This is a genomic window from Microbacterium sp. ABR10 (assembly GCF_057812175.1).
Window position 1 is genome coordinate 3,298,636 of record NZ_CM173821.1, and the last position, 25,686, is coordinate 3,324,321.

Sequence of the window (25,686 nt, forward strand, 5' to 3'; positions counted from 1 at the left end):
GGGTACGCCGACGGCGCCGTTGCGTCAGCGGGGGAGCACGCCGCCCACGTGCCGGATGGTGCGTCCTCGCTCGATGACGATGGCGATCCCGCCGACGAGCCACAGGGGGACCTGCGTGAGGAACGCGAGACGGAACGCGTCCAGCGTGTAGGTGTCGGGCGTCCCCGCCCCCTGGACGTCCATGGCGATACCGATGAAGAGGATGGCGAGGAGCGCCGCGAGGAAGCCTCCGCCGTTGACGATGCCGGTCGCCGTGCTGAGGCGGTGGCTGGGGGTGAACGTGCGGGCGTGATCGAACGCGATCATGGACGCCGGACCGCCCGTCGACAACGCGAACATCAGCACGACCAGCAGCCACACCGGCGCCGGCCCCGGCCACGCGATGACGACGATCCAGACCACCGCCTGGAAGACGACCGTCGGCAGCACCAGCCAGCGGGAACGGCGCGTCGGATGCCGGCTCGACAGCGCCCCGATGACCGGACCGCTCAGGATGCTGAACAGGACGAGCGAGGTCATCACGAGCGACGCCGTCGCCGGCTCCAACCCCTCCCCCGCAGTGAGGAAGGGAAAGCCCCACAACAGCATGAAGGCCGTTCCCGCGAACGGCGTCGCGAAGTGCGACCAGAAGCCCAGACGCGTGCCCGGGTGCGCCCACGACTCACGGAAGCCCTGGCGCAGATCGGGCGCCGACCGCACCACCCTGATCGCGCCGGTCTGCGTGTCGACGGAGGTGTCGACGGGGTCGTCCCGGCGTTCGGGCGGACGGTTGCGGATGATCGCGTACGTGAGGACGGCGAACAGCACCCCGAGACCCGCGACGCTGCCGAACGCGATGCTCCAGCTCGTGGCGTGCAGGAGCGCTGCGAGCGGCACCACCGCGACGATCTGTCCGAGCTGACCGATGATGCCCGTCAGCTGCACGAGCACCGGCGCACGTTGCGCGGGGAACCACGTCGCGATCACACGCAACACACTCGGGAAGATCATCGCGTCGCCCGCGCCGATGAGCACACGGGCCAGGATGCCGATCCCCACGGCATCCGCGAAGGCCATGACGAGCTGCCCCACCGCCATCAGCACCATGCCGATCGCGATCATCGGGCGCGCGCCGAACCGGTCGAGGAGGAGTCCGACGGGGATCTGCATCGCGCCGTAGACGAAGAGCTGGATGACGGCGAACATCGACAGCGCCGAGGCGTCGGCGTCGAAGCGCACCGCGGCATCCACACCGACGGCCGAGAGCGACGTGCGGTTGATGATGGACACGACGTAGGCGAGCACGCCGACGATCCACAGCGTCCAGGTGCGCCAACCCGGCCGGTCGAGGCGGAGGGTGCTGGTCACGTGTTCCAGGCTAACGGGGACCACCGACACCGGACGCGGACCCGGGCACCCCGCCCAGCACGCCGGCCATGCGGCGCCGCACCTCGTCGAGGTGCCGGACCAGCGGCTGCCCCGCGTCGTCGGCGAGCCACTGCTCGAGCGCGGTCTGCAGCAGGTCGACCGTGACCCCGGCGGTGACGCGGGCCGTGAGCGGGTCGACGCCGCGCGCGGCGCACCCCTCGCGGATCGCTTCCCGCAGATCGGCCTGCTTCTGCAGATCGCGTTCGCGAAGGGCGGGCTCCGTCTCGATGATCCGGCGGGAAACGACCATCTGCGCGCGCCGGGGCTCGAAACGGTCGGCGGCGAGCGCGTGCAGACCGGCCCAGGCGACATCGAAAGCCGGCGCCTCCGCGGGGGCCGCCGCGAGGAGGGTGGTCGCGAGCCGGGGGATCTCGTCGTCGCCGAAGAAGACCTCCCGCTTGTCGCTGAAGTGGCGGAAGAAGGTGCGCCGCGTGACTCCCGCACGCTCGACGATGTCGGGAACCGTCGTGGCGGCGAATCCGCGCTCTCGGAACAGGTCGAGCGCGGCCTCGCGCAGCCGTTCCCTGGTGTCCGGAGCCCATCTGCCCATGCGGTCGAGCATAAACGAAGACACCTGGTGTCATCAGGTCGTATAGTGAGGACACTGCGTGTCATCACTGCCGAAAGGTCTCCATGTCCTCCCACCTCGCGGCCGTCATGCCCACTCCCCGCGCCCGCCTCGCCGTGCGACCGACAGCGACCCCCGAACCGGCTCGCGACGAGATCCTGGTCCGCGTGCGCGTCGTGGCGGTGAATCCCGTCGACTGGGTCGTCCAGGGCACCAGCCGCATCACCTACCGCTGGCTGCACACCCCCGCGGTACTCGGCTCCGACATCGCGGGCGAGGTCGTCGCGATCGGCTCGGACGTCACGCGCTTCCACGTCGGCCAGCGCGTGTTCGGGCTCGCGACCGGCACGGATCGCGGGCGCGACGCGGTGCGCGAGGGTGCGTTCCAGGAGTACTCCGTCCTGCTCGAACGCCTCGCCGCCCCCACTCCCGACGCCTGGACCGACGACGAGGCCGCGGTGCTCCCCCTCGCCCTCTCGACGGCCGCCTGCGCGCTGTTCCAACCCGCCCACCTCGGACTCCGGATGCCGACGGAGCAGGGCGACGCGCGAACACGCGAGGTGGTGGTGGTCTGGGGCGGATCGACCAGTGTGGGGCTGAACGCGATCCAACTCGCACGCGCCGCCGGATACGACGTCGTCACCACCGCGTCGGCCCGCAACGCCGACCTGGTGCGCGACCTCGGCGCGGAGTACGGGGCCGATCATCACGCACCCACGGCAGTGGACGACCTCGTCGCCGCGATCGGCTCCCGCCCCGTCGCGGGAGCGGTCGCCTTGGGCGCCGGGTCGACCGACGCCTGCATCGAGGTCCTGCGCCGCACCGGCGGGACGCGGCTGGCCATGGCCAGCACCCCTATCTCGCTCGCCGACCTGTTGGGCCGTCGCCGCCTCTTCCCCGCGATGATCCCCGTCTTCTCGCGCATCGGCCTCGCGACGGCACGATCGGCACTGCGCGCCCGCCATTCCGGCATCCGCGCAGGGTTCGTGTGGGGGAGCAGCCTGCGCGACGACGAGGTCGGACCCCGCCTGTGGGGCGAGGTCGTTCCGCGCGCCGTCTCCGCGGGGGCCCTCCGCCCGGTACCCGCGCCACTGGTGGTCGGAACGGGCCTCGACACCCTGCAGGGGGCGCTTGATCGGCAGCGTGCGGGCGTCTCGGCGAGGAAGGTGGTCGTGCGGCTGTGACACTGCGCACAGACGCGTGGTCGGCGGCGTCATCCGGGCACGGCAGAATGGTCCGATGGTCTCCGCGAGCCCCCACCTGCAGCCCGATCACGCCTGCCTCATCGTGCACGGCAAGGACACCCCCGGAATCATCGCCGCGGTCTCGGCCCTGATCGCGCGCCAGGGCGGCAACGTCGTCGCCTTCGACCAGTACTCCGACCAGCTTCGCGGCGGCGCGTACTTCCAGCGCGTGGTGTTCCACCGTCCCGACCTGCCCGCGGCCATGCCCGAGATCGAGGCCGACCTCGCGAGAACCCTCGGCGACGGCTTCGAGCTCGAGTGGAACCTCACCGACCTGTCGACGCCGAAGCGCATGGCCATCCTGTCGTCGAAGCAGGACCACTGCCTCCTCGACCTGCTGTGGCGCCACCGTCGCGGTGACCTGCCCGTCAGCATCTCGATGGTCGTGTCGAACCACACCACCTCGGCCGACGACGTGCGATCCTTCGGCGTTCCCTTCTTCCACGTGCCGTCGACGCCCGGGCCCGACAAGTCGGCATCCGAGGCCCGCATCCTTGAGCTGCTCGTCGGCAACGTCGACTTCATCGTGCTGGCGCGGTACATGCAGATCCTCTCGCCCGACTTCCTCGACAAGATCGGCGTGCCGGTCATCAACATCCACCACTCGTTCCTGCCGGCCTTCATCGGCGCGGAGCCGTACAAGAAGGCCAAGGAACGCGGCGTCAAGCTCATCGGCGCCACCTCGCACTACGTCACGAGCGACCTCGACGAGGGCCCGATCATCGAGCAGGACACCGTGCGCGTGACCCACGCCGACTCCGCCGCCGAACTCGCCCGCCGCGGCGCCGACGTCGAGCGCCAGGTGCTCGCGCGCGCTGTGCTGTGGCACGCCGAAGACCGCGTGCTGCGCGACGGGAACCACACGATCGTCTTCTGACGCACCGGGTGGGCCGGTCTTCGGCTCCGGCTCCGGCTCCGGCTTCGGCTCCGGCTTCGGCTCCGGCTTCGGCTCCGGCTTCGGCTCCGGCTTCGGCTTCGGCTTCGGCTTCGGCTTCGGCGGCGAGATCACACGTGTCTGCCGAGATCACACCGTTCTCACCGCAATCGCATGTCGTCTCGGCGATCGGATGTGATCTCGGCGAAACCGCCGGCGTCCGGCGCCCGGAGCGCGGAGCCCGGCGCCCGGAGCCAGGAGCCAGGACGAACGCGAACGCGCGCGGCGCCGGACCACCGCGAACGCGCGCGCCCGCGGAGCACCCGGCCGGACGCCGCCGGGCCGACCGAGCGGCACGCGCCCGACCCGCCCGGCGCCGCCTCAGTCGGGTTCGCCCGCGCGGCTGAGTGGACCGCTGCCGCCGCGTGGCGGCTGCCTGCGCTGCCGTGAGAGCTCGCCCCCGATGCGGCCACCGTACGGACGGCCGTGGTCGGCGAACTCGGCGCGGAAGTAGGCGAGCCGCCAGTCGCCGAGCTCGATGCGGGCGCCTGTGCGGAGGATCCGCCCACCGCCGTCGCGGCCCGGACCCTGCTCGCGCGCCCCGCCGCCGCCGACCACGTCGAAGCCGTACAGCACGTATTCGTCGTCGCCCTCGTGCCGGATCTCGGCGTGCACGGGCGCGAGACCCGGCAGCCGCAGGTCGGCCTCGTCGCCGGATCCGATGACCGTCTTGGTCGGCAGCAGGTCGAACTCGCGGGGGCGAGATCCGTCCCAGGTCGCGTCGCCCACGGCGAAGATGAGCCGCGGACGTCCCGAGCCGGGGGTGTAGTGCGTCGTGGTGATGCGTCGGCGCACGGTGCGATTGACCGTCGGCACCAGCGGGAACGGCGTCTCCGGCGGGATGGGGAAGGTCAGCGCCTGCCCCTTGTTGCGTCGCGTCAACAGCGGCGCGACAGCCCCGACCGATCCCAACCGGATGTGCCGCGAACCCGTGATCGCCCGCTGCAGAGCGCTCTTCTTCACATCGCCGAGGTGCAGGATCGGACCGTCCGGCCCCTCCACCTTGACCGAGATGCCTCGGGATGCCAGGGCGTCGGCGACCGTGGACAGCTCCGTCAGTGTCCGCCGGCCATTACCCGGCAGTCGGGAGGGGTCGCTGACGACGATGCGCACCTCGGATCCCGCGGCCGTGATCGTGCCCTCGAACGGCGGGGTGTCGGCATCCGCCCCCTCCTCGTGCTCCGAGAAGGCGAGGTCGATGTCGAGGCGCACCATGATGGCGCCGCCCCTCAGTTACCGCGGTACGGGTCGGACCCGGCCGCGGTGTCGTCGCTCGTGGTGACGCGCAGGGTGCCGTTGAGCTTCCACGTCGCGCGGGGAGCGTCGGGGCCGATGTCGCGGGGCACCTCGACGGTCATGTCGACGAAGGAGTAGTTCACGGCGGCGCCGCGACCGGTCAGGTACGACCACATCTCGCGGCCGAGGTCCGTCCAGTCGGTGATGGAGTGGCCCTCTGGTCCGCTGGAGTCGGCGAACGGGTCGGTGGTGGAAGAGGAGTCGGACATGGCCTCGGGATCCCTTTCGTTCAATCTGTTTCGGTCGGTGGCCCCCAGGGTCGCAGCGAGGAGGTGATACCCGGGAGGGATTGCGTTCTCGCCGCCGGAGGGGGACGGTTCCCGCCCGTCCTTCCGCGCGGAGTTCGGCGCCTGCGGTGTGCATTTCCCCCTGGGCCACCGACCCGCCCTGGCGGGGCCGTGCGACCGTCAGCAGAACGCCTCCTCGAGGCGCGCCGACCGCCGCTCCAACGACGCGATCGAGTCGTTCACGTCCGCGAGACAACACCAATCGGCGGTCCGCTCGTCAGTACACGTACTCCATGAGTTCGACCCCGAGCACGCGGAACGCGTCGTGTGCACGGAGCCGATGCGCGATCGTGAGGTCGTCGAAGTTGACGATGAGCGCGTAGGCGACCCCCGCGCGGGGACCGCCGAGAACGCCCGCCTCGGCGCGCACCCCCGCCGCACGGCCGGTCTTGTTGACGAACAGTAACCCGTGCTGGTCGTTCTCGTGCGCGAAGGGGTCGAGTCCGGTGGCGGATGCCACGAGCGAGAGATCGTGGTTGAGGCTCAGCCACTCCGCGACCTGCGCGCTCACACCGGGCGAGACGACGGTCGAGTTCACCAGCCCCGCGAACACCTGGGCCATCTCGCGCGCGGTCGAGAGGGCGAGGTGTGGTGCGTCGTCGGGGCCGCGGTCGTCACGGAACCGGTCGAGCAGGGCGGTTCGCCGAAGCCCCAACTGCTCGATCCGCGCGCGCACGGCCTGGAGCCCCACCCGGTGCAGCAGCGCGTTGACGGCGAGAGCGTCGCCCGACGACGCCGCGAGCATCGCGACGTCGATCAGCGGCAGGGCCGGCGCCTTCAGGTGCTGCCATACGCCCCCGTGCGCGGCGCCCTGCACGGCGGCACGGTCGAGGATCTCGAGCGGTTCGATGCGACCGTCCTCGAAGGCCGCGGCCACCTCGACCAGCAGGGGCACGACACCCAGCCCGGCGACCGGCAGGGTGACGAAGTCGTCGCCCGCGAGCACCTGCGCGCCCCCGTCGAGGTCGTCGATGCGCACCGAGACCTGAGCCCCCGACGCGGCCAGCTCGTCGAGGGCACGCAGCGTCGCCGTGAACGAGCGCCTCCCCGCCGCCGCACGTCGGGGCAGACGTTTGGGTCCCTTGCGGCCCGCACCTCGAAGGGCCGGGGCGTCGCGCCGCGACGACGCCACCGGCCCGCCGACGGGATCGGGCAGGGCGGGCTCGGGAACCGGGGGCATGCCCACGAGCGTGGCTCCTTCTGCGTCAGGAAGACAACAAACGCGACCTCACCAAATGGTGACGCGCTGGTCGGCGTCCAGCCACAGCGCATCGCCCTCGGCGACGTCGAAGGCCGCGTAGAACGCGTCGATATTACGCACGATCTGATTGCACCGGAACTCGTTCGGCGAGTGCGGGTCGATGGTGAGAAGGCGGATGGTCTCGGCATCCCGGCCCTTCTGCTGCCAGATCTGCGCCCAGCTCAGCAGCAGGCGCTGAATCCCCGTGTACCCGTCGACCACGGGCCCGTCACCCTCGGTCTCACCCTGCTCGGCGAGGAACAGGCGGTACGCGGCGATCGCGATGCCCAGGCCCCCCAGGTCGCCGATGTTCTCACCGATCGTGAGCTCCCCGTTGACGTGGTGCTCGTCGCCGAGGCCCTGCGGCACGAGAGCCTCGTACTGGGCGACGAGGGCCTTCGTCCGCTCCTCGAAGGCCGCGCGGTCGGCATCCGTCCACCAGTCGCGAAGCGACCCGTCGGCGTCGAAGCGGCTGCCCTGATCGTCGAAGCCGTGTCCGATCTCGTGGCCGATGACCGCGCCGATCCCGCCGTAGTTGGCGGCGGCGTCGCGGTCGGCGTCGAAGAAGGGGTACTGAAGGATCGCCGCGGGGAACACGATCTCGTTCATGAGCGGGTTGTAGTACGCGTTGACCGTCTGCGGGGTCATGTACCACTCGTCGCGGTCGATCGGCTGGCCGACCTTCGCGAGCTGGCGGTCGTGCTCCCACACGTGCGCGCGGCGGACGTTGCCGACGAGGTCGGTCGGATCGACCTCGACGTCGGAGTAGTCCTTCCACCGCACCGGGTAGCCGATCTTGGGGACGAAGGTGTCGAGCTTGGCGAGCGCGCGTTCGCGCGTCTCGTCGGTCATCCACTCGAGATTCCGGATCGAGCGGCGGTACGCCTCGATCAGGTCGGCGACGAGGCCGTCCATCGCGTCCTTGGCCGCCGGCTTGAAGTGCCGCTCGACGTACACCTTGCCGATCGCCTCGCCCAGCGCCGCCTCCACCAGGCTCACGCCGCGCTTCCACCGCTCGCGGTTGACCGGGACGCCGGTGAGCTGCGTGCCGTAGAACGCGAAGTTCTCGGCCACGAAGTCATCGGAGAGGAAAGCCGCCGCCGCGTGCACGATCTTGAAGCGCAGCCACGCCTTCCAATCCTCGAGACGCTCCTCGACGAGAAGCCCGCCGAGCGACTCGACGAAGCTGGGCTGGTACACGACCACCTCGGCGAACGCGTCGTCGTGGCCCGGCGCCACTCCGGCCCGCCAAGGATCGAGGTCGACGCCCGAGAGCGCCACGACGTCGTCCCACGTCTTCAGGTTGTAGGTCTTCACCGAGTCGCGGCTGTCTTCCCGCGACCAGTGCGCGGAGGCGATCTCGGTCTCGAGGGCGAAGACACGATCGGCGGATGCCGCGGCCTCGGCGACACCGGCGAGCTCGAGGATGCGCGCGATGTGTGCGCGGTACGCCTCACGGGTCTCGGCGAAGTTGTCGAGTCGGTAGTAGCTCTCGTCGGGTAGCGAGATGCCGCCCTGGTAGATCACGGGCACGTAGCGCGTGGGGTCGCCCGGGTCGGGCTCGACGAACAGGGTGAGCAGACCGCTGAGGCCGTCGCGCTCGAGCTCGCCGGTGAGTCGCAGGAAGGAGGGGATGCCGTCGACGCCGGCGACGCGCCCGAGCTGCGGCGCCAGCGGCTCGCGGCCCAGGGCTTGGATGCGCTCGGTGTCCATGAAGCTCGCGAACAGGTCGCCGATCTTGCGGGCCTCGGTGCCCGGCTCGGCGTCCTGCGACTCCTGGACGATCGTGCGGACGTCGGCTTCGGCCTGCTCGGCGATGAGGTGGAAGGAACCCCAGCGGGCCTTGTCATCGGGGATCTCGGTGCGCTCCAGCCAACGGCCGTTCACGTGGCGGAACAGGTCGTCCTGGGGGCGGATCTCGTCGCTGAGCTCGTCGAGCGCGAGACCGGAGGAGCGGGGGATGTCGGTCATGCAGACAGGATAAAGGCCGGTTCTCTGTGCCGGCTCCGAACCCGCGCCGGGTGGGTCAGGATCGGTGTCGGGGGTGCGTCCTAGGCTCGGAGAGTGACGACTTCGCCGCCAGAGACGCTGAACCGCTCCATTCTGCGGCTCGCCGTTCCGGCGCTCGGCGCGCTCATCGCCGAGCCGTTGTTCCTCATCGTCGACGCCGCGATGATCGGGCACCTCGGCGTCGCTCCGCTGGCGGGCCTCGGCATCGCCGGGGCTGTGCTGCACACGATCGTCGGGCTCATGGTGTTCCTCGCGTACGCGACCACCCCGGCCGTCGCCCGGAGGTTCGGTGCGGGCGAACCCGGACGCGCCGTGTCGGTGGGCATCGACGGCATGTGGTTGGCCCTCGCGCTCGGCGCGGTGCTCGCCGCGGTGGGGTCGATCCTCTCGCCCTTGGTCGTCGACCTGTTCGGCGCGGCGCCCGATGTCGCCGAGAACGCCCGCACCTATCTGACGATCTCGATGTGGGGCCTTCCCGCGATGCTGGTCGTCTTCGCGGCGACCGGTCTGCTGCGCGGCATGCAGAACACCGTCACCCCGCTGTGGATCGCGGGCCTGGGCTTCGGCGCGAACGCGGCCTTGAACGCCCTGTTCATCTACGGCTTCGGGTGGGGCATCGCCGGCTCCGCCGTGGGCACGGTCGCGGCCCAGTGGGGCATGGTGGGCGCCTACGTGCTCGTCGTGCGGCGCCTCGCGCGTCTGCACGCGGCATCCGTCCGTCCGCAGCGCGACGGCCTCGGCGGAACCGTTCGATCGGGCGGCTGGCTGTTCCTCCGCACGGTCAGCCTGCGCGCGGCCTTCCTCGCGACCGTCGCGGTGGCCACCGGTCTCGGTTCGGCCGAGCTGGCGGGCTGGCAGATCGCGTTCACCATCTTCTCCACGGCCGCGTTCGCGCTCGACGCACTGGCGATCGCCGCGCAGGCGCTGATCGGGCGGGCGCTCGGCGCCGGTGACACCGACACGGTCGGGCGCGTCCTCGCTCGCACGAGCGCGTGGGGCGTGTGGTTCGGGGTGGCGGTCGGCGGCCTGGTCGCGGTGTCGTCGGGCGTGCTCGGCCTGGTCTTCACGGGGGATGCCGAGATCGCCGCCCTCATCCAGCCGGCGCTGCTCGTGCTCGCGGTGGCGCAGCCGCTCGCCGCGTTCGTCTTCGTGCTCGACGGGGTGCTCATCGGTGCGGGTGACGCGCGCTACCTCGCCCTCGCGGGCGTGCTGAACCTCGTCCCCTACGTGCCGGCGCTCGTGCTCGTCGCGATGTTCGCCGGCGGTGGTGCGGCGGGGCTCGCCTGGGTGGCCGCGGCGTTCTTCGGCGTCTACATGCTCGCGCGGGCGCTCACCCTGAGCCTGCGGGTGCGCGGGAAGTCCTGGATGACGGCCGGCGGCTGAGCTCCCCTGCGACCGAGGTCTCCGAGCCCGCGGAGGGCGGCGGCCCCTGGCAGCGCCACGGCTCACACTCCGACGGCCGAGCCCGCGCACGATCGAGGTCCCCGAGCCGTCGAATGGGTCGAACGCTCACAGCCCTGTGGCTCACGCCCTGCGGCCGGGCCCCCGCACGACCGAGGTCCCCGGGCCCGTCGAAGGGACCGGCCCCTCACCCGCGCCACGGCTCACGCCCAGCGGCGGCACCACTCGTACATGATCACGGCCGCCGCCGAGGCCGCGTTGATCGAGCGCGTCGAGCCGTACTGCGTGATCTCGACCACCCCGGAGGCGGCGGCGATCGCCTCGGGCGACAGCCCCGGCCCCTCCTGCCCGAACAACAGCACGCAGGCCTCGGGCAGGTCCGCCCGGTCGACGGGCACCGATCCCTCGACGTTGTCGACGGCGATCACGGGCAGACCCGCCTCGTGCGCCCACGCGGCGAACGCCGCGACGTCTTCGTGGTGACGAACATGCTGGTACCGGTCGGTCACCATGGCCCCGCGCCGGTTCCAGCGGCGCTTGCCGACGATATGCACCTCGGCCGCGAGGAAGGCGTTGGCGCTGCGCACGATCGAGCCGATGTTGAGGTCGTGCTGCCAGTTCTCGATGGCGACATGGAACGGATGCCGCTTCGCGTCGAGATCGGCGACGATCGCCTCCATCGTCCAGTACCGGTAGAGGTCGACCACGTTGCGGGTGTCGCCGTCGGCGAGCAGTTCGGGGTCGTAACGCGGGTCGTCCGGCCACTGCGCGGGTCCCCCCGGCCAGGGACCGACACCGTGGGTCGGGGGTGGGTCGGTCCGCGCCGCGTCGGCCGGGTCGCCGCCCGGCGCCGGCGTGGGCTCGTCGGCATCCGTCACCCCTTCAGGCTACCCGGGCGGGCGGGACGCCCCCGCGGGCTGGCGCGGGGCCCCGGGAGCCGAGGAGGTGCCGGTCCCACGGGCCCGAAGGTGATTCGGGGAAGGGAGGACGGATTCCGCGAACCTGGTCCTCCGCTCCCCGAATCTCCTCCCATAGCGGACCCTTCGGCGACGAGTCCCTCTTCTTTTCGGGCGCCCGAAATCCTGATAACTTTTCGGCATGCCGAAAACTGTGGATGCCGGGGACCGACGCCACGCACCGGGGCGCGCCCTCTGGCTCTTGGGTCCGGCGATGGTCGCGGGCGTGGCTTACCTCGATCCCGGAAACGTCGCCAGCAACATGACCGCCGGCGCCGCGTTCGGCTACCTGCTGGTGTGGGTCGTCGTGCTGGGCAACGTCATGGCCTGGTTGATCCAGTACCTCTCGGCGAAGCTCGGCATCGTCACGGGCGAGAGCCTGCCGCAGGTGCTCGGACGCCGTATCCGCCGGCCGTGGGCGCGCCGCGCGTACTGGCTGCAGGCCGAGCTCGTCGCGATGGCGACCGACGTCGCCGAGGTCATCGGCGGAGCCGTCGCCCTGTATCTGCTCTTCGGCGTCCCTCTGCTCTGGGGCGGCGCGATCACGGGAGTGGTGTCGATGGGCCTGCTGCTCGTGCAGACGCGGCGGGGTGCGCGGGCGTTCGAGACCGTGCTGATCGGCCTGCTCGTCGTCATCGCGGTGGGCTTCTCGTTCGGCCTGTTCTTCGCCCCACCCGCAGCCGACGGTGTCATCGGCGGGCTGGTTCCGCGCTTCGAGGGCACGGAGTCGGTGCTGCTCGCGGCATCCATCCTCGGCGCGACGATCATGCCGCACGCCATCTACGCGCACTCGGCGCTGGCGCGAGACCGGTTCGCGCCGACGGTCGGCATCGAGGCCGCTTCGGTTCTCGCGCCGTCGGCCGCCGCCTCCTCACGACCATCGTCGGATGCCACCGCGTCAGGGCCCCGCATGCCGGACGCCGACACCGCCTCGCGACCGTCGACGTGGGCCACGGCGCCGACCGCGGCCGAGGCCGACGCGACGGTCGCCGCGCACTCCCGCCTCGAACAGGCTCGCGGCATCTCCACCCCCCGTCTGCTCCGCGCGACCCGCTGGGACGTCACGATCGCCCTCGCGGTCGCCGGCACGGTCAATCTCGCGATCCTGCTGCTGGCGGCGGCGAACCTCGCCGGGGTCGACGGCACCGACAGCCTCGAGGGCGCGTACGCCGCCCTGCGTGACGGACTGGGTCCCCTCGTGGCGACGCTCTTCGCCGTCGGGCTACTCGCGAGCGGACTGGCCTCGACCTCGGTGGGCGCCTACGCCGGCGCCGAGATCATGCACGGCCTGCTCCACGCGCGCATCCCCCTGATGGTGCGGCGGCTGGTCACGCTCGTGCCGGCGCTCGTGATCCTCGCCCTGGGCGTCGATCCGACCCTCGCGCTGGTGCTCAGCCAGGTGGTGCTGTCGTTCGGCATCCCGTTCGCGCTCGTCCCCCTCGTCGTGCTCACGGCCCGGGCAACGGTGCTCGGCGCCTACCGCAACCGCATCCTGACGACCGTCGCCGGGGTCGTGGCATCCGTATTCCTCATCACCCTCAACGTCGCGCTCCTGTGGCTGGTGTTCACCGGCGGATAGGCTGACGGCGTGGAATCGCCCGTATCCGACGACTACCTCAAGGCGATCTACCACCACACCGAGTGGCAGGACACGCCGATCACGCCCTCACAGCTCGCGAGCGTGCTGGGCCTCGCCCCCTCGAGCGTCACCGAGATGGTGAAGAAGCTCGCCGCTCAAGGTCTCGTGACGCATCGCCCCTACGGACCCGTGTCGCTGACCGCCGCGGGCGCTCGTCGTGCGGCCGGCGTCATCCGCCGCCACCGGCTCATCGAAACGTGGCTCGTGCGCGAGTTCGACTACGCGTGGGACGAGGTGCACGACGAAGCCGAGGTGCTCGAGCACGCGCTGAGCGAGCGCTTGCTCGAGGGGATCGACGAGCGCCTCGGGCGGCCCCGGTTCGACCCGCACGGCGACGCGATCCCGGATGCCGAGGGCGTGGTGCACCGCGAACCCTTCGTGCTCCTGACCGAGGCGCCCACCGGCCACGCCGGACGCGTCCTGCGCGTGAGCGATCGCGACCCCGAGCTCCTGCGCGCGCTCGTCGAACGCCGCATCGACGTGGGGCACGAGCTCGAGGTCGTGTCCGACGAGGTGGTGCGCGCCGACGGTGTCGAAGTGACCCTCCCCGCCGGGGCGGGCGGGTCGGTCTGGCTGACGGCCTGACACGCGGCGCGGTCTCGCTGACGGCCCGACTCCCGCTGCGGCGGGGCGCCCGGGCCGGATGCATCGGGTGGTTCCTGCTGACGGCCTCACACGCGGCGCGGTCTCGCTGACGGCCCGACTCCCGCTGCGGCGGGGCGCCCGGGCAGGATGCATCGGGTGGTTCCGGCTGACGGCCTGACCGCCGCGGCCCCCGGCCCGCGGCCCGCGGCCCGCGGCCCGCGGCCCGCGGCGGGACGCTAAACGGATGGCGTCGATTCGCTTGGGCGGGCGCCCACGGGCCGGAACCACCGACGGGAGCCCGCGGGCACCCAGATCGCGACGATCACGGCCACCGCCGCGACGAGCGCGACTGTGAGCACAGGGTCGAGCTCGGTGAGGATCATCGCTACGGCCTGCAGCACACCGAGCAGCGCGAGATAGGCGGTGAGCAGGTTGCGCGCGAGCACGCTGCCGCGCGAGAGCGCGGATCCGCCCGCGACGGTGAGCAGCCCCAGAAGCACGGTCGCCGCGCCGACGAGCGAGGTGGGGAGCACGAGATCGTCCGGCACCCCGTAGCGGGTGAGCAGCACGACGATACCCAGGGCGGTGTTGATGAGGCCGCCGACGTACACGAGCACGATCGCCGCCGAGACGGCCGTGGGCCGACGCCGCGCAGACACCGCGGTCGCGTCCAGAGTCTCGTCCTGCCGACGACCTGCGAGGGCGAGGAGCGAACGCTGCACGAAACGGCGGTGCGCGAAACGGACGACCTCGATCGCGCCGATGGCCACGACCACGACCACCGTGATGAGCACCCCGCCGTCTTCGCCCGGATCCTGCAGCTGGAAGAACTCCCCCAGCGCCGGCACCGTGAAGATCGCGGTCAGGGCGATGAACATCGCACCGATGACGAGCACCTTCACGCGCGTCACCGGCCGCGACAGCACGGTGAGTACCCAGATCGCCACGATCGCGAGGATGATCGTCGCCCCGGTGCGCAGTTGCTCCACGCTGAGACCGATGCCCATCGCGAGTCGCGTGTACAGCGTGAGCGAGACGGCGATGACGAGCCCGGCCGGGATCGCGAAGCTCAACGACCGCCTGAGGAACCCCGGCACGTAGCGCTGCGTGTTCGGCAGCAACGCCAGGAAGAACGCGGGGATGCCGATGGTCAGGCCGTCGGTGATCGACAACTGCCGCGGGAGGAAGGGGAACTCCATGACCAGCGCCCCGAAGAGCACGGCGAGGCCCGTCGCGTAGACGGTCTTGGTGAGGAAGAGCATCGAGACGCGCTCGATGTTGGCGATGACCTGGCGACCCTCGGCGACCACCGAGGGCAGGTGCGAGAAGCGCCCGTCGAGCAGCACGAGGCGCGCGACCGCCTTGGTGGCCGCGGCGCCCGAGTTCATGGCGATGCCGATGTCGGCCGTCTTGATGGCCAGGGCGTCGTTGACCCCGTCGCCCGTCATGGCCACGACGTGACCGCGCGCCTGGAGCGCGGTGACCATCCGTCGCTTCTGATCGGGCGTGACGCGGCCGAAGACGGTGTGCTGCTCGAGCACGAGACCGAGTTCGGCGTCATCCTCGGGCAGGCGGCGCGCGTCGTAGCCCTCGTCGACCTCGAGACCCACCTCGCGGGCGATCGCGGCCACCGTGCGGGGGTTGTCGCCCGAGATGACCCGCACGCCGACGCCCTGCTGCCGGAAGTACGCCAGCGCTTCGGCGGCGTCGGGCCGCACGGCCTCGACGAACGTGAGCACGGCGACGGCGACGGGAGCCTCGGGCAACCGCTCCTCGTCGACGTCGATGTCGTCGAGGGCGGCGCCGGCGCGGGCGAGCACGAGCGTGCGACGGCCGGATGACGCCAGCCTCGTGACGGCGGCGCCCAAGTCGCTGCCCGCGTCGGCGGCGAGATCGCCGAACACCATCTCAGGCGCACCGAGGATCCATGTGCCCCCGGATGCGAACGACACCGCGCTCCACTTGCGCGCCGACGAGAACGGGATGCGTCGCACCGCTTCGACCGGCTCATCGAGGGGAAACGGCTCGCGCAGGCACTTCGCTGTGGCGTTCGCGTCCGCCGCCGCGCCGTACCAGGCGAGGGCGGTACGCCACCCGTCGCTCTCCTCGAGGGTCAGCACGTCGTCGAAGCGGATCTCACCGGCCGTGAGCGTGCCCGTCTTGTCGAGGCAGATGACGTCGACGCGGGCGAGGCCCTCGACCGCGGGCAGTTCGTTGACGAGCACCTTCTGCCCTGCCAGTCGCGCGGCGCCCACGGCGAAGGCGATCGAGGTCATCAGCACGAGTCCGAGCGGGATCATCGCCGTCAGTGACGCGATCGTGTTCACCACCGCCTGTTGCCAGGTGCCCTGCTGCCACGCCTGCACCCACCCGCCGGCGACCATCATCTGGGCGTTCAGCACCAGCAGCCCGATGGGGCCGATCCCCCACCCGACCCACCGCAGCACGCGGTCGATCGAGGTCCGCAGCTCGCTCGAGACGAGCTGGAAGCGCTTCGCCTCCGCGGCGAAGGTGTTCGCGTACGACTCGGCACCCACGCGCACGACCCGCGCCGTACCCTCGCCGGCGACGACGATCGATCCCGACAGGGCTTCGTCGTCGGGGCGCTTGTCGACGGCATCCGATTCGCCGGTCAACATCGACTCGTCGATCTGCAGCCCCCGCGATTCGACCACGACCGCATCGGCGGGCACCTGATCTCCCGCTCGCAGCACGAGCAGGTCGTCTCGGACGACGTCGGGAGGCGCGATCTCGGCGTCGACGCCCTCGCGATGGACTCGGGCACGGGGGGCGTTCAGCAGCGCCAGACGATCGAGGGCCGCCTTCGCGCGGAACTCCTGCACGCAGCCGATCACCGCGTTCGACAGGGCGGCCACGCCGAAGAGGGCGTCTTGCCAGCGCCCCAGCAGCAACAGCACGAGGAAGCACGCCGCGACGATGGCGTTGAACAGCGTGAAGACGTTCGCCCGCACGATGTTCCAGGCGCTTCGACTGCTATCAGCGGTGAAGGCGTTCGTCTGCCCCGCGGAGACTCGCTCGGCGACGTCGGCAGCGCTCAGGCCGCGCACGTCGGCGGAATCGATGCTCTCGGCTGTCGCCTGGTCCATGCGATCACTGTAGGGCTCAGCGCCGACATCGACACGGTGGGATCAGGATGCCGCGCGCCGGGCTCGATCGAAGGGCCAGCGCACGTGCGTCGCGGTCTCGCAGGCCCGCCAGAGCTCGGCTCCGAGCTCGCTGCGCCGGGTGCGCCGCGCCGGGGTTGCCACGCGCGGCTCGCCCCGGGCGACGAGCGCCGGGCCGTACATCTCGCCTCCCTCGGCGAGCGGGTCGACCACCGCGCGCACGAGCGCCCAGGCCCCCTGCTCCTTCGACTGCGTGATCGGGGCCTGCAGATTGTCGAGGAAGCGGGTGAGCCGGCTCGGCTCATTGACGCCGCGCACCCCGCGGGTGCGTCCGCTGGTCGAGTAGCCGGGATGCGCCACGAGGCTCTGCACCGGAACGCCGTGCGCGCGCAGACGTTTGTCGGCCTCGAGCGCGAGCGCCGTGGTCGCCGCCTTCGACTGCACGTATGCGCGCCACGGCGTGTAGCCCTCGCCGAGCTCGGGATCGGTGGGCAGGTGTCCCCAGATCGAGGTCGACATGCTGCCCACCCACACCATCCGACCGCGGGCGGCGGCGAGCGGCTTGAGCAGTTCTCCGGCGAGCGCGAAGTGGCCGAGCACGTTGGTGGCGAACACCAGTTCGTGCCCGCCGACGGTCTCGCGCTGCTTCGGCGGATGCACGACGCCCGCGTTCAGAAGGAGTCCATCGAGCCGGCCTCGGGCACGGGCGGTCGCCGCGGCCGCGCGCACCGACCCCATGTTGCTCGTGTCGAGCAGCAGCGTCTCGATCGCGGCATCCGGATGCGACCGCTTCACCGCCGACTTCGCCGCGGCGAGACGGTTCGGGTTGCGTCCGGTGAGCAGCACGCGCGCCCCGGCGCCGGCGAGCTGCTCGCAGGCGAAATAGCCGAGCCCCCGCGTCGCGCCGGTGACGAGGTACGACCGCCCCGACAGGTCGGGGAGGTTCTGAGGATCCCACTCGGTGCGCGCCACCCTTCGACCCTAGCCAGATCGTCCGCCGCCGTCACGGGTTCATTCCGTTCCTGGCATATCGTCCCCCGGGAAAATTTTCGCGGCCGATGCGTGACGAATCGGCGACTCCGCACGTCTCCTTTGCGAGCACGCGCTCCGACGCGACGAGACCCCTCGCCGACGCCGACATTTCGAGAAGGAGTCACATCATGGGTCTGGACGACAAGATCAAGAACGCCGCACAGGACATCGTGGGCAAGGCGAAGGAAACCATCGGAAACGCCACCGACAACGACAAGCTCGTCGCCGAGGGCAAGGCCGACCAGGTGAAGGCGGATGCCAAGAAGGCCGGCGAGAACGTCAAGGACACCTTCAAGTAAGGCATCTCCTCCGCGGACGGGCGGGTCACGGCTTTCGGGCCGGGCCCGCCCTCGTTCGTTCCCGGGGGATGAGGATCCGCGGTCGCCGGGAAGACAACCCTCCTGGGCCGTGTCGGAGGCCGGGGTTAGGCTGGCCCCATGCGGACGCGTGGCGACATCGAGTGCTGGCTCACCGACATGGACGGCGTTCTCGTCCACGAGAACACGCCCATCGCGGGGGCATCCGAACTGCTCGCGCAGTGGCGCACCGAGGGCACGCCGTTCCTCGTGCTGACGAACAACTCGATCTTCACGCCGCGCGACCTCAGCGCCCGGCTGCGCGCGTCCGGTCTCGACGTTCCCGAGGCGTCCATCTGGACCTCGGCGCTGGCGACCGCCGACTTCCTCAAGTCGCAGATGCCGGGCGGCTCCGCGTTCGTCATCGGCGAGGCGGGTCTGACCACGGCCCTCCACGAGGCCGGCTTCATCATGACCGAGACCACGCCCGATTACGTCGTCGTCGGCGAGACCCGCAATTACTCGTTCGAGGCCATCACCAAGGCCATCCGCTTCATCCGCGGCGGTGCGCGCTTCATCGCGACGAACCCGGATGCCACGGGCCCCTCGACCGAGGGAGTGCTCCCGGCGACGGGCGCGATCGCCGCGCTCATCACCAAGGCGACCGGCAAAGAGCCCTACATCGTCGGCAAGCCCAATCCGATGATGTTCCGCTCCGCGCTCAACCGCATCGGTGCGCACAGCGAGAACACCGGCATGATCGGCGACCGTATGGATACCGACATCGTCGCCGGCATCGAGGCGGGCCTGCACACCGTGCTGGTGCTCACCGGGATCAGCGACCAGCGCGAGATGGAGCGCTACCCTTTCCGACCCGACGAGATCCTCGGCTCCGTCGCCGAACTCGTGCGCGCCGAACCGTTCGAGACCGAACTCGCCGACGGCGAAGAGGGCCTCGAAGCGGGTCTCTGAGCCCCAGCCCCCGTCTACGACGCCGCGCCCGGCGAGCCGCGCGGGGTTGACGAACGCCGCACGCCACCGGCAAGGATGGAAGCATGGACGACCGCACGCTGTGGCTGATCGTGGCCTTCTTCATCACCGCCGGAACGCTCGTCGCGTTCATCGTGCAGTGGCGGCGTTCGCGCCGCGGCGGCGGGGGCCGCGACCCCTTCGACGGGCCGGGACCGGACGACGATCCGCGCTGAGTCCGCCCGAACTCGGGGCCTCACACGGCCACCTGGGAACAGGGGATCGTGCCAGAACAGGACCGCTCCGCCGCGACCCGACCTGCGCCCGACGAATGTCCGGTTCTCGCAGGGACCCTCTTACTGCGGAGCGAGACCCAGGTCGTCGAGGTCGATGGATGCCAGCCACTGCAGGCCCTCGGCCTCGATCGCGGCCCGCGCGCCGGTCTTGCGGTCGACGATAACGGCGACGGCGACGACTTCGGCTCCCTCGCGGCGCAGCGCCTCGACGGCCTTGAGCGCCGACTGCCCCGTGGTCGAGGTGTCTTCGACGACGACGACGCGCTTGCCCTTGACGTCGGCGCCCTCGACCTGGCGGCCACGACCGTGGTCCTTGGGCTCTCTGCGCACGACGAACGCGTCGAGCGGGCGACCGGCGTGCACCGACTCGTGCATGACCGCGTTGGCGATGGGATCGGCGCCGAGGGTGAGTCCACCGACGGCCACGACGCCGTCGAGATCCTTCACCAGGTCGAGCACGAGGCGACCGATCGCCGGGGCCGCGCGGTGGTCGAGGGTGAGCTTGCGCATGTCGACGTAGTACGTCGCCTTCTTGCCGCTCGAGAGGGTGAAGTCGCCGTGGAACACCGCCTCGTCGTTGATGAGGCTGATCAGGGCCTGGCGGTCGGCTTCGAGCTCGGGAGTAGAGGCTGCGGTCACGGCGTCGATTCTATTGCGCGGCCCCGGCCCGCACCGGCGCGCGCACAACGGCGGGGGAATCGACGACACGCCGCGTACCGGGCGCCGTCGCGCGGCGTGCCGGCCCGGGCATCCGCCGTAATGCACGCGGCACCCTGCGGACGGTGATGTCGGCGGCCGAAAGTAGGCTGGATGCCATGCGCCTGGCCACCTGGAACGTCAACTCCATCCGTGCCCGCGTCACCCGCACCGTCGAGTTCTGCGTGCGCGAGCACATCGACGTGCTGGCGATGCAGGAGATCAAGTGCAAGACGGAGCAGTTCCCGTATGCCGCGTTCGAGGAAGCCGGCTATCACGTCGCCGCGCACGGCCTGAATCAGTGGAACGGCGTCGCGATCGCCAGCCGTGAGCCGCTCGAAGACGTCGAGATCGGCTTTCCCGGCATGCCCGGGTTCGAGAAGGGCAAAGAGGGGCCCGACCTCCCGCAGGAGGCCCGCGCGATCGGGGCGACCGTCAACGGCGTGCGCGTCTGGAGCCTCTACGTGCCCAACGGTCGCGGCCTCGACGACCCGCACTACGTGTACAAACTCGACTGGCTCGACAAGCTCCGCGAGTACACCGCCGCCACTGTCGCGGCTGATCCCCACCTGCCCCTCGCGCTCACCGGCGACTTCAACATCGCGCCGACGGACGCCGACAACGGCGACCCCACGGTGGTCGAGGGTGCGACCACCCACGTCTCCCCTCCCGAGCGAGCAGCCTTCGCCGCGTTCGAGACCGCGGGTCTCACGGATGTCGTGCGCCCGCTCATCCCGACCGGGTACACCTACTGGGACTACAAGCAGCTGCGCTTCCCCCGCAACGAGGGGCTGCGCATCGACTTCATCCTCGGCTCCCCCGCCTTCGCTGACGCCGTGCACGGCGCCGAGATTCACCGCAACGAACGCAAGGGCGAGGTACCCAGCGATCACGTCCCCGTCGTCGCCGACCTCGTCTTCTCGGCCACGGACGACGATGACGACATGCCGATGATCTTCGGCTGAGCGCCGGGCACCTGGCATCCAAGAGGCTTCGCCGGGGCGGCCGATCCGCCGCGGCGGCGCGATCCCCGCAATCGCGCACGATCCTCGCAGGCGCGCCTCCCGATCTCGCGAGAAATCCGCGATTCTGCGAGGAACGTGCATCACTTGCAGCCGCGACGGCTCGGCATCCGGAATCTTTTCCGCATCCTGTCGATTCCCCCGGCCCCCGTTCGACGCGATAGTAGGGGCAGGCATTCGCTCCCCTCCGATCGCTCGACCGAGCACACACGAGAAGAGTTCACGATGAAGTACATGCTGATCATGCGCGGCACCGACGAGGCGTACGCGGCTTACAAGGACATCCCCTTCGAGCAGGTCATCAACGAGATGGGCGCCTACAACGAGGCGATGATGACCGCGGGCGTGCTCGTCGCGGGTGACGGGTTGGCCGAAGACATGAGCAAGAACTTCGTCGTCGAGTTCGGCGGCGACGAGCCGGTGGTCACCGACGGCCCCTACGGCGAGACGCACGAGCTGTTCAACGGCTTCTGGATCATCGAGGTGTCGTCGCGCGACGAGGCCGTCGAGTGGGCGCGGCGGGCACCCCTCATCGCCGGCAACAAGCTCGAGGTGCGTCGCGTCACCGACGAGACCGACTTCGCGGCGTTCGCCGACAACGAGTACATCCAGAAGGAGGAGGGCTGGCGCGAGGAGCAGTCCTCGCGGTGACCCGCACCCCTTCGCGCGACGAAGCCTCCCGCGGAGGCGAAGCCCGCGTCGTGACCCCTGACCCCGACCTGGCGCGACGCGTCGCGGCGATCTGGCGCATCGAAGGCGCCCGCATCGTCGCGACGCTCGCCCGTGTGGTCGGCGATCTCGCGACCGCCGAGGATCTTGCTCAGGATGCCGTCGCCGAAGCGCTCGTGCAGTGGCCTCGCGACGGTGTCCCCCGCAACCCCGGCGCCTGGCTGACGGCGGTCGCGAAGCGACGGGCGATCGACGGCTGGCGCCGCGCGCAGAACCTCGGCGAGAAGTACCGGCTGATCGGCGCTGATCTCGACGAGATCTCGGATGCCGAGTGGCAGCCGATCGACGACGACGTGCTGCGACTGGTGTTCGCGGCGTGCCATCCCGTCCTCGCCCGCGAGGCACAGGTGGCGCTGACGCTGAAAGTCGTCGCGGGCCTCGACACCGACGCGATCGCCCGGTTGTTCCTCGTGCCCGTGCCGACGATGCAGCAGCGGATCGTGCGCGCGAAGAAAGCGCTGTCCGCAGCGCATGTGCCCTTCGCGGTGCCCGATCCGGCGGAGTGGCCGGCACGCCTCGGCGCAGTGCTCAGCGTGGTCTACCTCGTCTTCACCGAGGGATACGCCGCGAGCACCGGCGACGCCGTCTTGCGCACCGACGTCGCGCACGAAGCGGTGCGTCTGGGCCGCGTGCTGAACCGTCTGCTACCCCGCGAACCCGAGGCGCTCGGTCTCTCGGCGCTCATGGAGCTGCAGGCCTCGCGTTTCGCCGCGCGCGTGGATGCGAGCGGGGACGCCGTGCTGCTCGCCGACCAGGACCGTCGCCGCTGGGACCGCTCGGCCATCGCCCGCGGTGCGTCGCTGCTCGACCGTGCCGACGCCCTCGGTCGGGGTCGAGGCCCCTACCAACTGCAGGCGGCCATCGCGCTGTGTCATGCCGAGGCGACGAGCGTCGATGCGACGGACTGGGACCGCATCGTGCTGCTGTACGAGATTCTCGGCCGTGTCGCGCCGAGTCCCGTCGTCGATCTCAACCGCGCGATCGCCGTGTCGATGGCATCCGGTCCTCTCGAGGGGCTCGCGCTCGTCGATGCGCTCTCGTCGTCCGGGATGCTCAAGGCCTCGCACCTCATCCCCTCGGTGCGCGGAGAGTTGCTGAGCCGGCTGGGGCGCACGCGCGAGGCCCGATCGGAGCTGTTGCGAGCGGCGGACCTGACCCGGAATGAGCGCGAGGCGGCGCTGCTGCGGCGCAAGGCTGACGCGACCGGCGGGTGACGGACGAACGACGGCGGGGCCGGAGCGTACCCCGGCCCCGCCGCGTGATGCGTCAGGCCGCGGGGACCTCTGCCGAGGCGGTGCGCGCGATGAGCGTCACGAGCGCCTCGATGATCGAGCGGAGGAAGTCGGCCGTGCCCTCGTCGGTCACGGTGCCGTCCTCTTCGAAGAGGCCGGGGGTCGACTGGATGTAGCCCTCGGGCTGTCCGAGGACGAGGGCGTTGTAGTGCAGGAGCACCGCGCGCAGGTGCTGCTGGCCGGCGGCGGTGGCGACTCCGCCCTGCGAGGTGCCGACGACGGCGGTGGGCTTGTCGTTGAACGACGCCTCGCCGTACGGACGAGCCGACCAGTCGAGCGCGTTCTTCAGGACGCCGGGGATGGAACGGCTGTACTCGGGGGTCACGATGATGACGCCGTCGGCATCCTCGATCGCGGTCTTGAAGGTCGTCGCGACCTCGGGGAAGTTGCCGTCATGGTCGGGCGAGTAGAAGGGGAGGTCCTTGATCGGGATCTCCTTCAGGGTGACGCCCTCGGGCGCGACCTTCTCGAGCGCCTTGGCGAGGCGGCGGTTGATCGAGGTGCTGGAGATGCTGCCGACGATGTAGCCGATCGTGTACTCGTTCACGATGATCCTCTCTGGGATGACGGGGGCGGAGAGCCCGGATGCATTCACCTGCAAGCATCCGGGTCGAATCTGTATTCCCCGCCCTCTTGACTCCGCCCCGCGGGGGATGCACGTGTCGGACGTCCGCTCTACCGTGGAGGGATGCCACGCCCCACCCGCACCCAGCAGCGAGGCGACCTCGTGCTCGCTCTCGTGCTGTTCCTCGGCGGTCTGCTGAGCGCCGTGCTGTCGGCGGTCTCGGGCATCTACGGCGACGAACAGGGCTCGCTCGCCGTCGCGCTGGGATACGTCGCCGTCCTCGCCGTCCCCCTCGCGTTCCGCCGCCGGTGGCCGTCGGCGACGGCGGTCATCGTGTCGGTGGCGTACTTCCTGGCCGTGACGTTCCGCATTCCCGAGCTGTACGCGGGCAACATCGCGATGTTCATCGCGCTCTACACGGTCGGCGCCTGGGAACAGAACCGGCGCCGCGCCACCATCGTGCGCGTCGCGATCATCGTCGGCATGTTCGCGTGGCTGTTCGTGGTGATGTTCCAAGACGCCACGCAGCCCGTCGACGCCGCGGTCGAGGGCGCGTTCTCGCGGGCGGGGGCCTTCTCGCCGTTCGTGGCGTACCAGCTGCTCATGATCGGGGTGAACGCCCTCTTCTTCGGCGGCGCCTACTACTTCGGCGACCGCTCGCATCAGCAGATGCGCGAACGCGCGGCCCTCGAGGAGCGCACCGCCGAGCTCGAAGCCGAGCGCGAGGTGACCGCAGCCCAAGCCGTCGCCCTCGACCGCGTCCGCATCGCGCGCGAGCTGCACGACGTCGTCGCCCATCACGTGTCGCTGATGGGCGTGCAGGCGGGAGTCGCCCGCTCACTCCTCGACCGCGATGCCGATGCCGCCCGCGAGGTGCTCACGGGCATCGAGGGCTCGGCGCGCACGTCGCTGCACGAGCTGCGACACCTGCTCGAGACGCTGCGGACCCCCGGCACCGACAGCGCGCCCGACACCGCGCCCACCACCCACGGGCTCACCTCGATCCGCGCGCTGGTCGACGACGCTGCTGCGGCAGGGCTTCCCACCACCTTCACGGTCGTCGGCGAACCCGCCCACGACCCGGCGCCCCTCGTGCAGGTGAACCTGTACCGCATCGCCCAGGAAGCACTGACGAACGCCCGCCGCCACGCCGGGCCCGACGCGACCGCCGATGTCCGTCTGCGATTCGATCCGGATGCCGTCGAACTCGAGGTGTCGAACACCGGCCGCCGCGGCTCGTCGACGCCGGGGCTCGGACAGACCGGCATGCGCGAACGAGCCGCCGTCTCGGGCGGGACGATCGAGATCGGCCCCCGGGCCCGCGGCGGGTATCTCGTGCGCGTGCGGGTGCCGCTCGCTCGCGCGGAGGCGACACGTGTCTGAGCTGCGCGTGCTGCTGGTCGACGACCACGTGATGATGCGGGCGGGCTTCCGCACGATCCTGTCGCTGGAAGACGACATCACGGTGGTCGGCGAAGCCGCCTCCGGTGTCGAGGCGATCGCGGCCGCGATAGAACTGCAGCCCGACGTGGTCTGCATGGACGTGCAGATGCCCGACATGGACGGCCTCGAGGCCACCCGCCGGCTCACAGCCGACCCCGCCTCGAAGGCGGCCGTGCTCATCGTCACGACCTTCGACCGCGACGACTACCTGTTCGACGCCCTCGCCGCCGGAGCGAGCGGGTTCCTGCTCAAAAACGCCGGCCCGGAGGAGCTCGTGGCGGCGGTGCGCGTCGTCGGCGCCGGTGACGCGCTCCTCGCGCCCGAGGTGACGCGCCGGGTCATCGCGCGCTTCGCGGGGATACCGCCCGCGCCCACGGCATCCGCTCCCTCTCCCCTGCTTCTGACGGAGCCGCTCACCGAGCGCGAGTCGGAGGTGCTCACGCTCGTGGCCGAGGCGATGAGCAACGCCGAGATCGCCGCGCGGCTGTTCATCGGCGAGGCGACCGTCAAGACGCACGTGTCGAACGTGCTGCAGAAGCTCGGCGCCCGCGACCGCGTGCAGGCCGTCGTGCTCGCCCACCGGCACGGGTTGGCCTGACGCGAGCCGATCGCCCCACGCGGCGGGGCCCGTCCCGTCCTCCCCCTCACGGCGGA

The 25,686-nt window shown here is 70.9% G+C and carries 24 protein-coding genes; 13 read left to right on the plus strand and 11 right to left on the minus strand.

The window, feature by feature from the left end:
• Positions 1–24 precede the first annotated feature (24 nt).
• Positions 25–1,347, minus strand: a complete 1,323-nt coding sequence (locus ACXKZF_RS15230; protein WP_243223940.1) for an MFS transporter — start codon at positions 1,345–1,347, stop codon at positions 25–27.
• 10 nt (positions 1,348–1,357) lie between these two features.
• Positions 1,358–1,957 (minus strand): TetR family transcriptional regulator, encoded by a 600-nt coding sequence (locus ACXKZF_RS15235; RefSeq protein WP_055953311.1) that lies wholly within the window; start codon positions 1,955–1,957, stop codon positions 1,358–1,360.
• A gap of 83 nt (positions 1,958–2,040) precedes the next feature.
• Between ACXKZF_RS15235 and ACXKZF_RS15240 the strand changes: the two genes are divergently transcribed.
• On the plus strand, positions 2,041–3,159 hold the full coding sequence (locus ACXKZF_RS15240) for a zinc-binding alcohol dehydrogenase family protein (protein WP_488984776.1): 1,119 nt from the start codon (positions 2,041–2,043) through the stop codon (positions 3,157–3,159).
• A gap of 55 nt (positions 3,160–3,214) precedes the next feature.
• The gene (gene purU / locus ACXKZF_RS15245) at positions 3,215–4,096 is read left to right on the plus strand and encodes a formyltetrahydrofolate deformylase (protein WP_055951905.1); all 882 of its coding nucleotides are present in this window, start codon (positions 3,215–3,217) and stop codon (positions 4,094–4,096) included.
• Positions 4,097–4,474: 378 nt separating this feature from the next.
• Here the strand turns inward: purU and ACXKZF_RS15250 are convergent, their stop codons facing one another.
• From ACXKZF_RS15250 to ACXKZF_RS15265, 4 genes are all read right to left on the minus strand, one after another.
• Entirely contained in the window at positions 4,475–5,368 is an 894-nt protein-coding gene (locus ACXKZF_RS15250) for an FHA domain-containing protein (RefSeq protein ID WP_055951907.1), read from the minus strand.
• Positions 5,369–5,382: 14 nt separating this feature from the next.
• Positions 5,383–5,658, minus strand: a complete 276-nt coding sequence (locus tag ACXKZF_RS15255; protein ID WP_055951910.1) for a hypothetical protein — start codon at positions 5,656–5,658, stop codon at positions 5,383–5,385.
• 295 nt (positions 5,659–5,953) lie between these two features.
• A complete protein-coding gene (locus ACXKZF_RS15260) occupies positions 5,954–6,916 on the minus strand; it encodes a serine hydrolase (RefSeq protein ID WP_488984777.1) in 963 nt (320 codons plus the stop codon).
• 48 nt (positions 6,917–6,964) lie between these two features.
• Complete coding sequence (locus tag ACXKZF_RS15265; protein WP_488984778.1) at positions 6,965–8,947, minus strand: M13 family metallopeptidase; 1,983 nt, start codon at positions 8,945–8,947, stop codon at positions 6,965–6,967.
• A gap of 93 nt (positions 8,948–9,040) precedes the next feature.
• On the opposite strand from ACXKZF_RS15265, the gene ACXKZF_RS15270 reads away from it, so the two are divergent.
• On the plus strand, positions 9,041–10,369 hold the full coding sequence (locus ACXKZF_RS15270; protein WP_488984779.1) for an MATE family efflux transporter: 1,329 nt from the start codon (positions 9,041–9,043) through the stop codon (positions 10,367–10,369).
• A gap of 221 nt (positions 10,370–10,590) precedes the next feature.
• On the opposite strand, the gene ACXKZF_RS15275 is transcribed toward ACXKZF_RS15270, so the two are convergent.
• A complete protein-coding gene (locus ACXKZF_RS15275) occupies positions 10,591–11,265 on the minus strand; it encodes a TrmH family RNA methyltransferase (RefSeq protein ID WP_055951917.1) in 675 nt (224 codons plus the stop codon).
• 220 nt (positions 11,266–11,485) lie between these two features.
• Here ACXKZF_RS15275 and ACXKZF_RS15280 point away from each other — a divergent pair, with 220 nt between their 5' ends.
• Entirely contained in the window at positions 11,486–12,922 is a 1,437-nt protein-coding gene (locus ACXKZF_RS15280; protein WP_488984780.1) for an Nramp family divalent metal transporter, read from the plus strand.
• 9 nt (positions 12,923–12,931) lie between these two features.
• Positions 12,932–13,567 carry a metal-dependent transcriptional regulator gene (locus tag ACXKZF_RS15285; protein WP_055951923.1) on the plus strand — a complete coding sequence of 212 codons (636 nt, stop codon included), beginning with the start codon at positions 12,932–12,934 and terminating at the stop codon, positions 13,565–13,567.
• Between the two features lie 236 nt (positions 13,568–13,803).
• Here the strand turns inward: ACXKZF_RS15285 and ACXKZF_RS15290 are convergent, their stop codons facing one another.
• The gene (locus ACXKZF_RS15290) at positions 13,804–16,674 is read right to left on the minus strand and encodes an HAD-IC family P-type ATPase (protein WP_488984781.1); all 2,871 of its coding nucleotides are present in this window, start codon (positions 16,672–16,674) and stop codon (positions 13,804–13,806) included.
• Positions 16,675–16,716: 42 nt separating this feature from the next.
• The gene (locus ACXKZF_RS15295) at positions 16,717–17,664 is read right to left on the minus strand and encodes an SDR family NAD(P)-dependent oxidoreductase (RefSeq protein ID WP_055951929.1); all 948 of its coding nucleotides are present in this window, start codon (positions 17,662–17,664) and stop codon (positions 16,717–16,719) included.
• A 188-nt stretch (positions 17,665–17,852) separates the two neighbouring features.
• Here ACXKZF_RS15295 and ACXKZF_RS15300 point away from each other — a divergent pair, with 188 nt between their 5' ends.
• The 3 genes from ACXKZF_RS15300 (at position 17,853) to ACXKZF_RS15310 (ending at position 19,225) form a co-directional block, all read left to right on the plus strand.
• Positions 17,853–18,023, plus strand: a complete 171-nt coding sequence (locus ACXKZF_RS15300) for a CsbD family protein (RefSeq protein WP_055951934.1) — start codon at positions 17,853–17,855, stop codon at positions 18,021–18,023.
• 138 nt (positions 18,024–18,161) lie between these two features.
• A complete protein-coding gene (locus tag ACXKZF_RS15305; RefSeq protein ID WP_055951937.1) occupies positions 18,162–18,992 on the plus strand; it encodes an HAD-IIA family hydrolase in 831 nt (276 codons plus the stop codon).
• Between the two features lie 83 nt (positions 18,993–19,075).
• Complete coding sequence (locus ACXKZF_RS15310; RefSeq protein WP_156459078.1) at positions 19,076–19,225, plus strand: hypothetical protein; 150 nt, start codon at positions 19,076–19,078, stop codon at positions 19,223–19,225.
• 120 nt (positions 19,226–19,345) lie between these two features.
• On the opposite strand, the gene pyrE is transcribed toward ACXKZF_RS15310, so the two are convergent.
• The gene (gene pyrE, locus ACXKZF_RS15315; protein WP_488984782.1) at positions 19,346–19,924 is read right to left on the minus strand and encodes an orotate phosphoribosyltransferase; all 579 of its coding nucleotides are present in this window, start codon (positions 19,922–19,924) and stop codon (positions 19,346–19,348) included.
• 176 nt (positions 19,925–20,100) lie between these two features.
• Here pyrE and ACXKZF_RS15320 point away from each other — a divergent pair, with 176 nt between their 5' ends.
• From ACXKZF_RS15320 to ACXKZF_RS15330, 3 genes are all read left to right on the plus strand, one after another.
• A complete protein-coding gene (locus ACXKZF_RS15320) occupies positions 20,101–20,946 on the plus strand; it encodes an exodeoxyribonuclease III (protein WP_488984783.1) in 846 nt (281 codons plus the stop codon).
• Positions 20,947–21,228: 282 nt separating this feature from the next.
• Entirely contained in the window at positions 21,229–21,654 is a 426-nt protein-coding gene (locus ACXKZF_RS15325) for a YciI family protein (protein WP_243223326.1), read from the plus strand.
• Positions 21,655–21,704: 50 nt separating this feature from the next.
• On the plus strand, positions 21,705–22,946 hold the full coding sequence (locus tag ACXKZF_RS15330; protein ID WP_488986008.1) for an RNA polymerase sigma factor: 1,242 nt from the start codon (positions 21,705–21,707) through the stop codon (positions 22,944–22,946).
• A gap of 52 nt (positions 22,947–22,998) precedes the next feature.
• On the opposite strand, the gene ACXKZF_RS15335 is transcribed toward ACXKZF_RS15330, so the two are convergent.
• Positions 22,999–23,571, minus strand: coding sequence for an NADPH-dependent FMN reductase (locus ACXKZF_RS15335; protein WP_488984784.1), 573 nt, complete (start codon positions 23,569–23,571; stop codon positions 22,999–23,001).
• Positions 23,572–23,712: 141 nt separating this feature from the next.
• On the opposite strand from ACXKZF_RS15335, the gene ACXKZF_RS15340 reads away from it, so the two are divergent.
• Together ACXKZF_RS15340 and ACXKZF_RS15345 are read left to right on the plus strand one after the other, a co-directional pair.
• Positions 23,713–24,972, plus strand: coding sequence for a sensor histidine kinase (locus tag ACXKZF_RS15340; RefSeq protein WP_055951960.1), 1,260 nt, complete (start codon positions 23,713–23,715; stop codon positions 24,970–24,972).
• Positions 24,965–25,630 carry a response regulator gene (locus tag ACXKZF_RS15345; RefSeq protein WP_082484789.1) on the plus strand — a complete coding sequence of 222 codons (666 nt, stop codon included), beginning with the start codon at positions 24,965–24,967 and terminating at the stop codon, positions 25,628–25,630. Before ACXKZF_RS15340 ends, ACXKZF_RS15345 begins: the two co-directional genes overlap by 8 nt.
• Positions 25,631–25,686: the final 56 nt, after the last annotated feature.

Excerpts from the sequence above, each read along its gene's own strand:
- ACXKZF_RS15235 (WP_055953311.1), bottom strand. The coding sequence starts at position 1,957 with ATGGGCAGATGGGCTCCGGACACCAGGGAACGGCTGCGCGAGGCCGCG.
- ACXKZF_RS15240 (WP_488984776.1), top strand. The coding sequence starts at position 2,041 with ATGTCCTCCCACCTCGCGGCCGTCATGCCCACTCCCCGCGCCCGCCTC.
- purU (WP_055951905.1), top strand. The coding sequence starts at position 3,215 with ATGGTCTCCGCGAGCCCCCACCTGCAGCCCGATCACGCCTGCCTCATC.
- ACXKZF_RS15250 (WP_055951907.1), bottom strand. The coding sequence starts at position 5,368 with ATGGTGCGCCTCGACATCGACCTCGCCTTCTCGGAGCACGAGGAGGGG.
- ACXKZF_RS15255 (WP_055951910.1), bottom strand. The coding sequence starts at position 5,658 with ATGTCCGACTCCTCTTCCACCACCGACCCGTTCGCCGACTCCAGCGGA.
- ACXKZF_RS15260 (WP_488984777.1), bottom strand. The coding sequence starts at position 6,916 with ATGCCCCCGGTTCCCGAGCCCGCCCTGCCCGATCCCGTCGGCGGGCCG.
- ACXKZF_RS15265 (WP_488984778.1), bottom strand. The coding sequence starts at position 8,947 with ATGACCGACATCCCCCGCTCCTCCGGTCTCGCGCTCGACGAGCTCAGC.
- ACXKZF_RS15280 (WP_488984780.1), top strand. The coding sequence starts at position 11,486 with ATGCCGAAAACTGTGGATGCCGGGGACCGACGCCACGCACCGGGGCGC.
- ACXKZF_RS15290 (WP_488984781.1), bottom strand. The coding sequence starts at position 16,674 with ATGGACCAGGCGACAGCCGAGAGCATCGATTCCGCCGACGTGCGCGGC.
- ACXKZF_RS15300 (WP_055951934.1), top strand. The coding sequence starts at position 17,853 with ATGGGTCTGGACGACAAGATCAAGAACGCCGCACAGGACATCGTGGGC.
- ACXKZF_RS15305 (WP_055951937.1), top strand. The coding sequence starts at position 18,162 with ATGCGGACGCGTGGCGACATCGAGTGCTGGCTCACCGACATGGACGGC.
- ACXKZF_RS15310 (WP_156459078.1), top strand. The coding sequence starts at position 19,076 with ATGGACGACCGCACGCTGTGGCTGATCGTGGCCTTCTTCATCACCGCC.
- ACXKZF_RS15320 (WP_488984783.1), top strand. The coding sequence starts at position 20,101 with ATGCGCCTGGCCACCTGGAACGTCAACTCCATCCGTGCCCGCGTCACC.
- ACXKZF_RS15325 (WP_243223326.1), top strand. The coding sequence starts at position 21,229 with ATGAAGTACATGCTGATCATGCGCGGCACCGACGAGGCGTACGCGGCT.
- ACXKZF_RS15340 (WP_055951960.1), top strand. The coding sequence starts at position 23,713 with ATGCCACGCCCCACCCGCACCCAGCAGCGAGGCGACCTCGTGCTCGCT.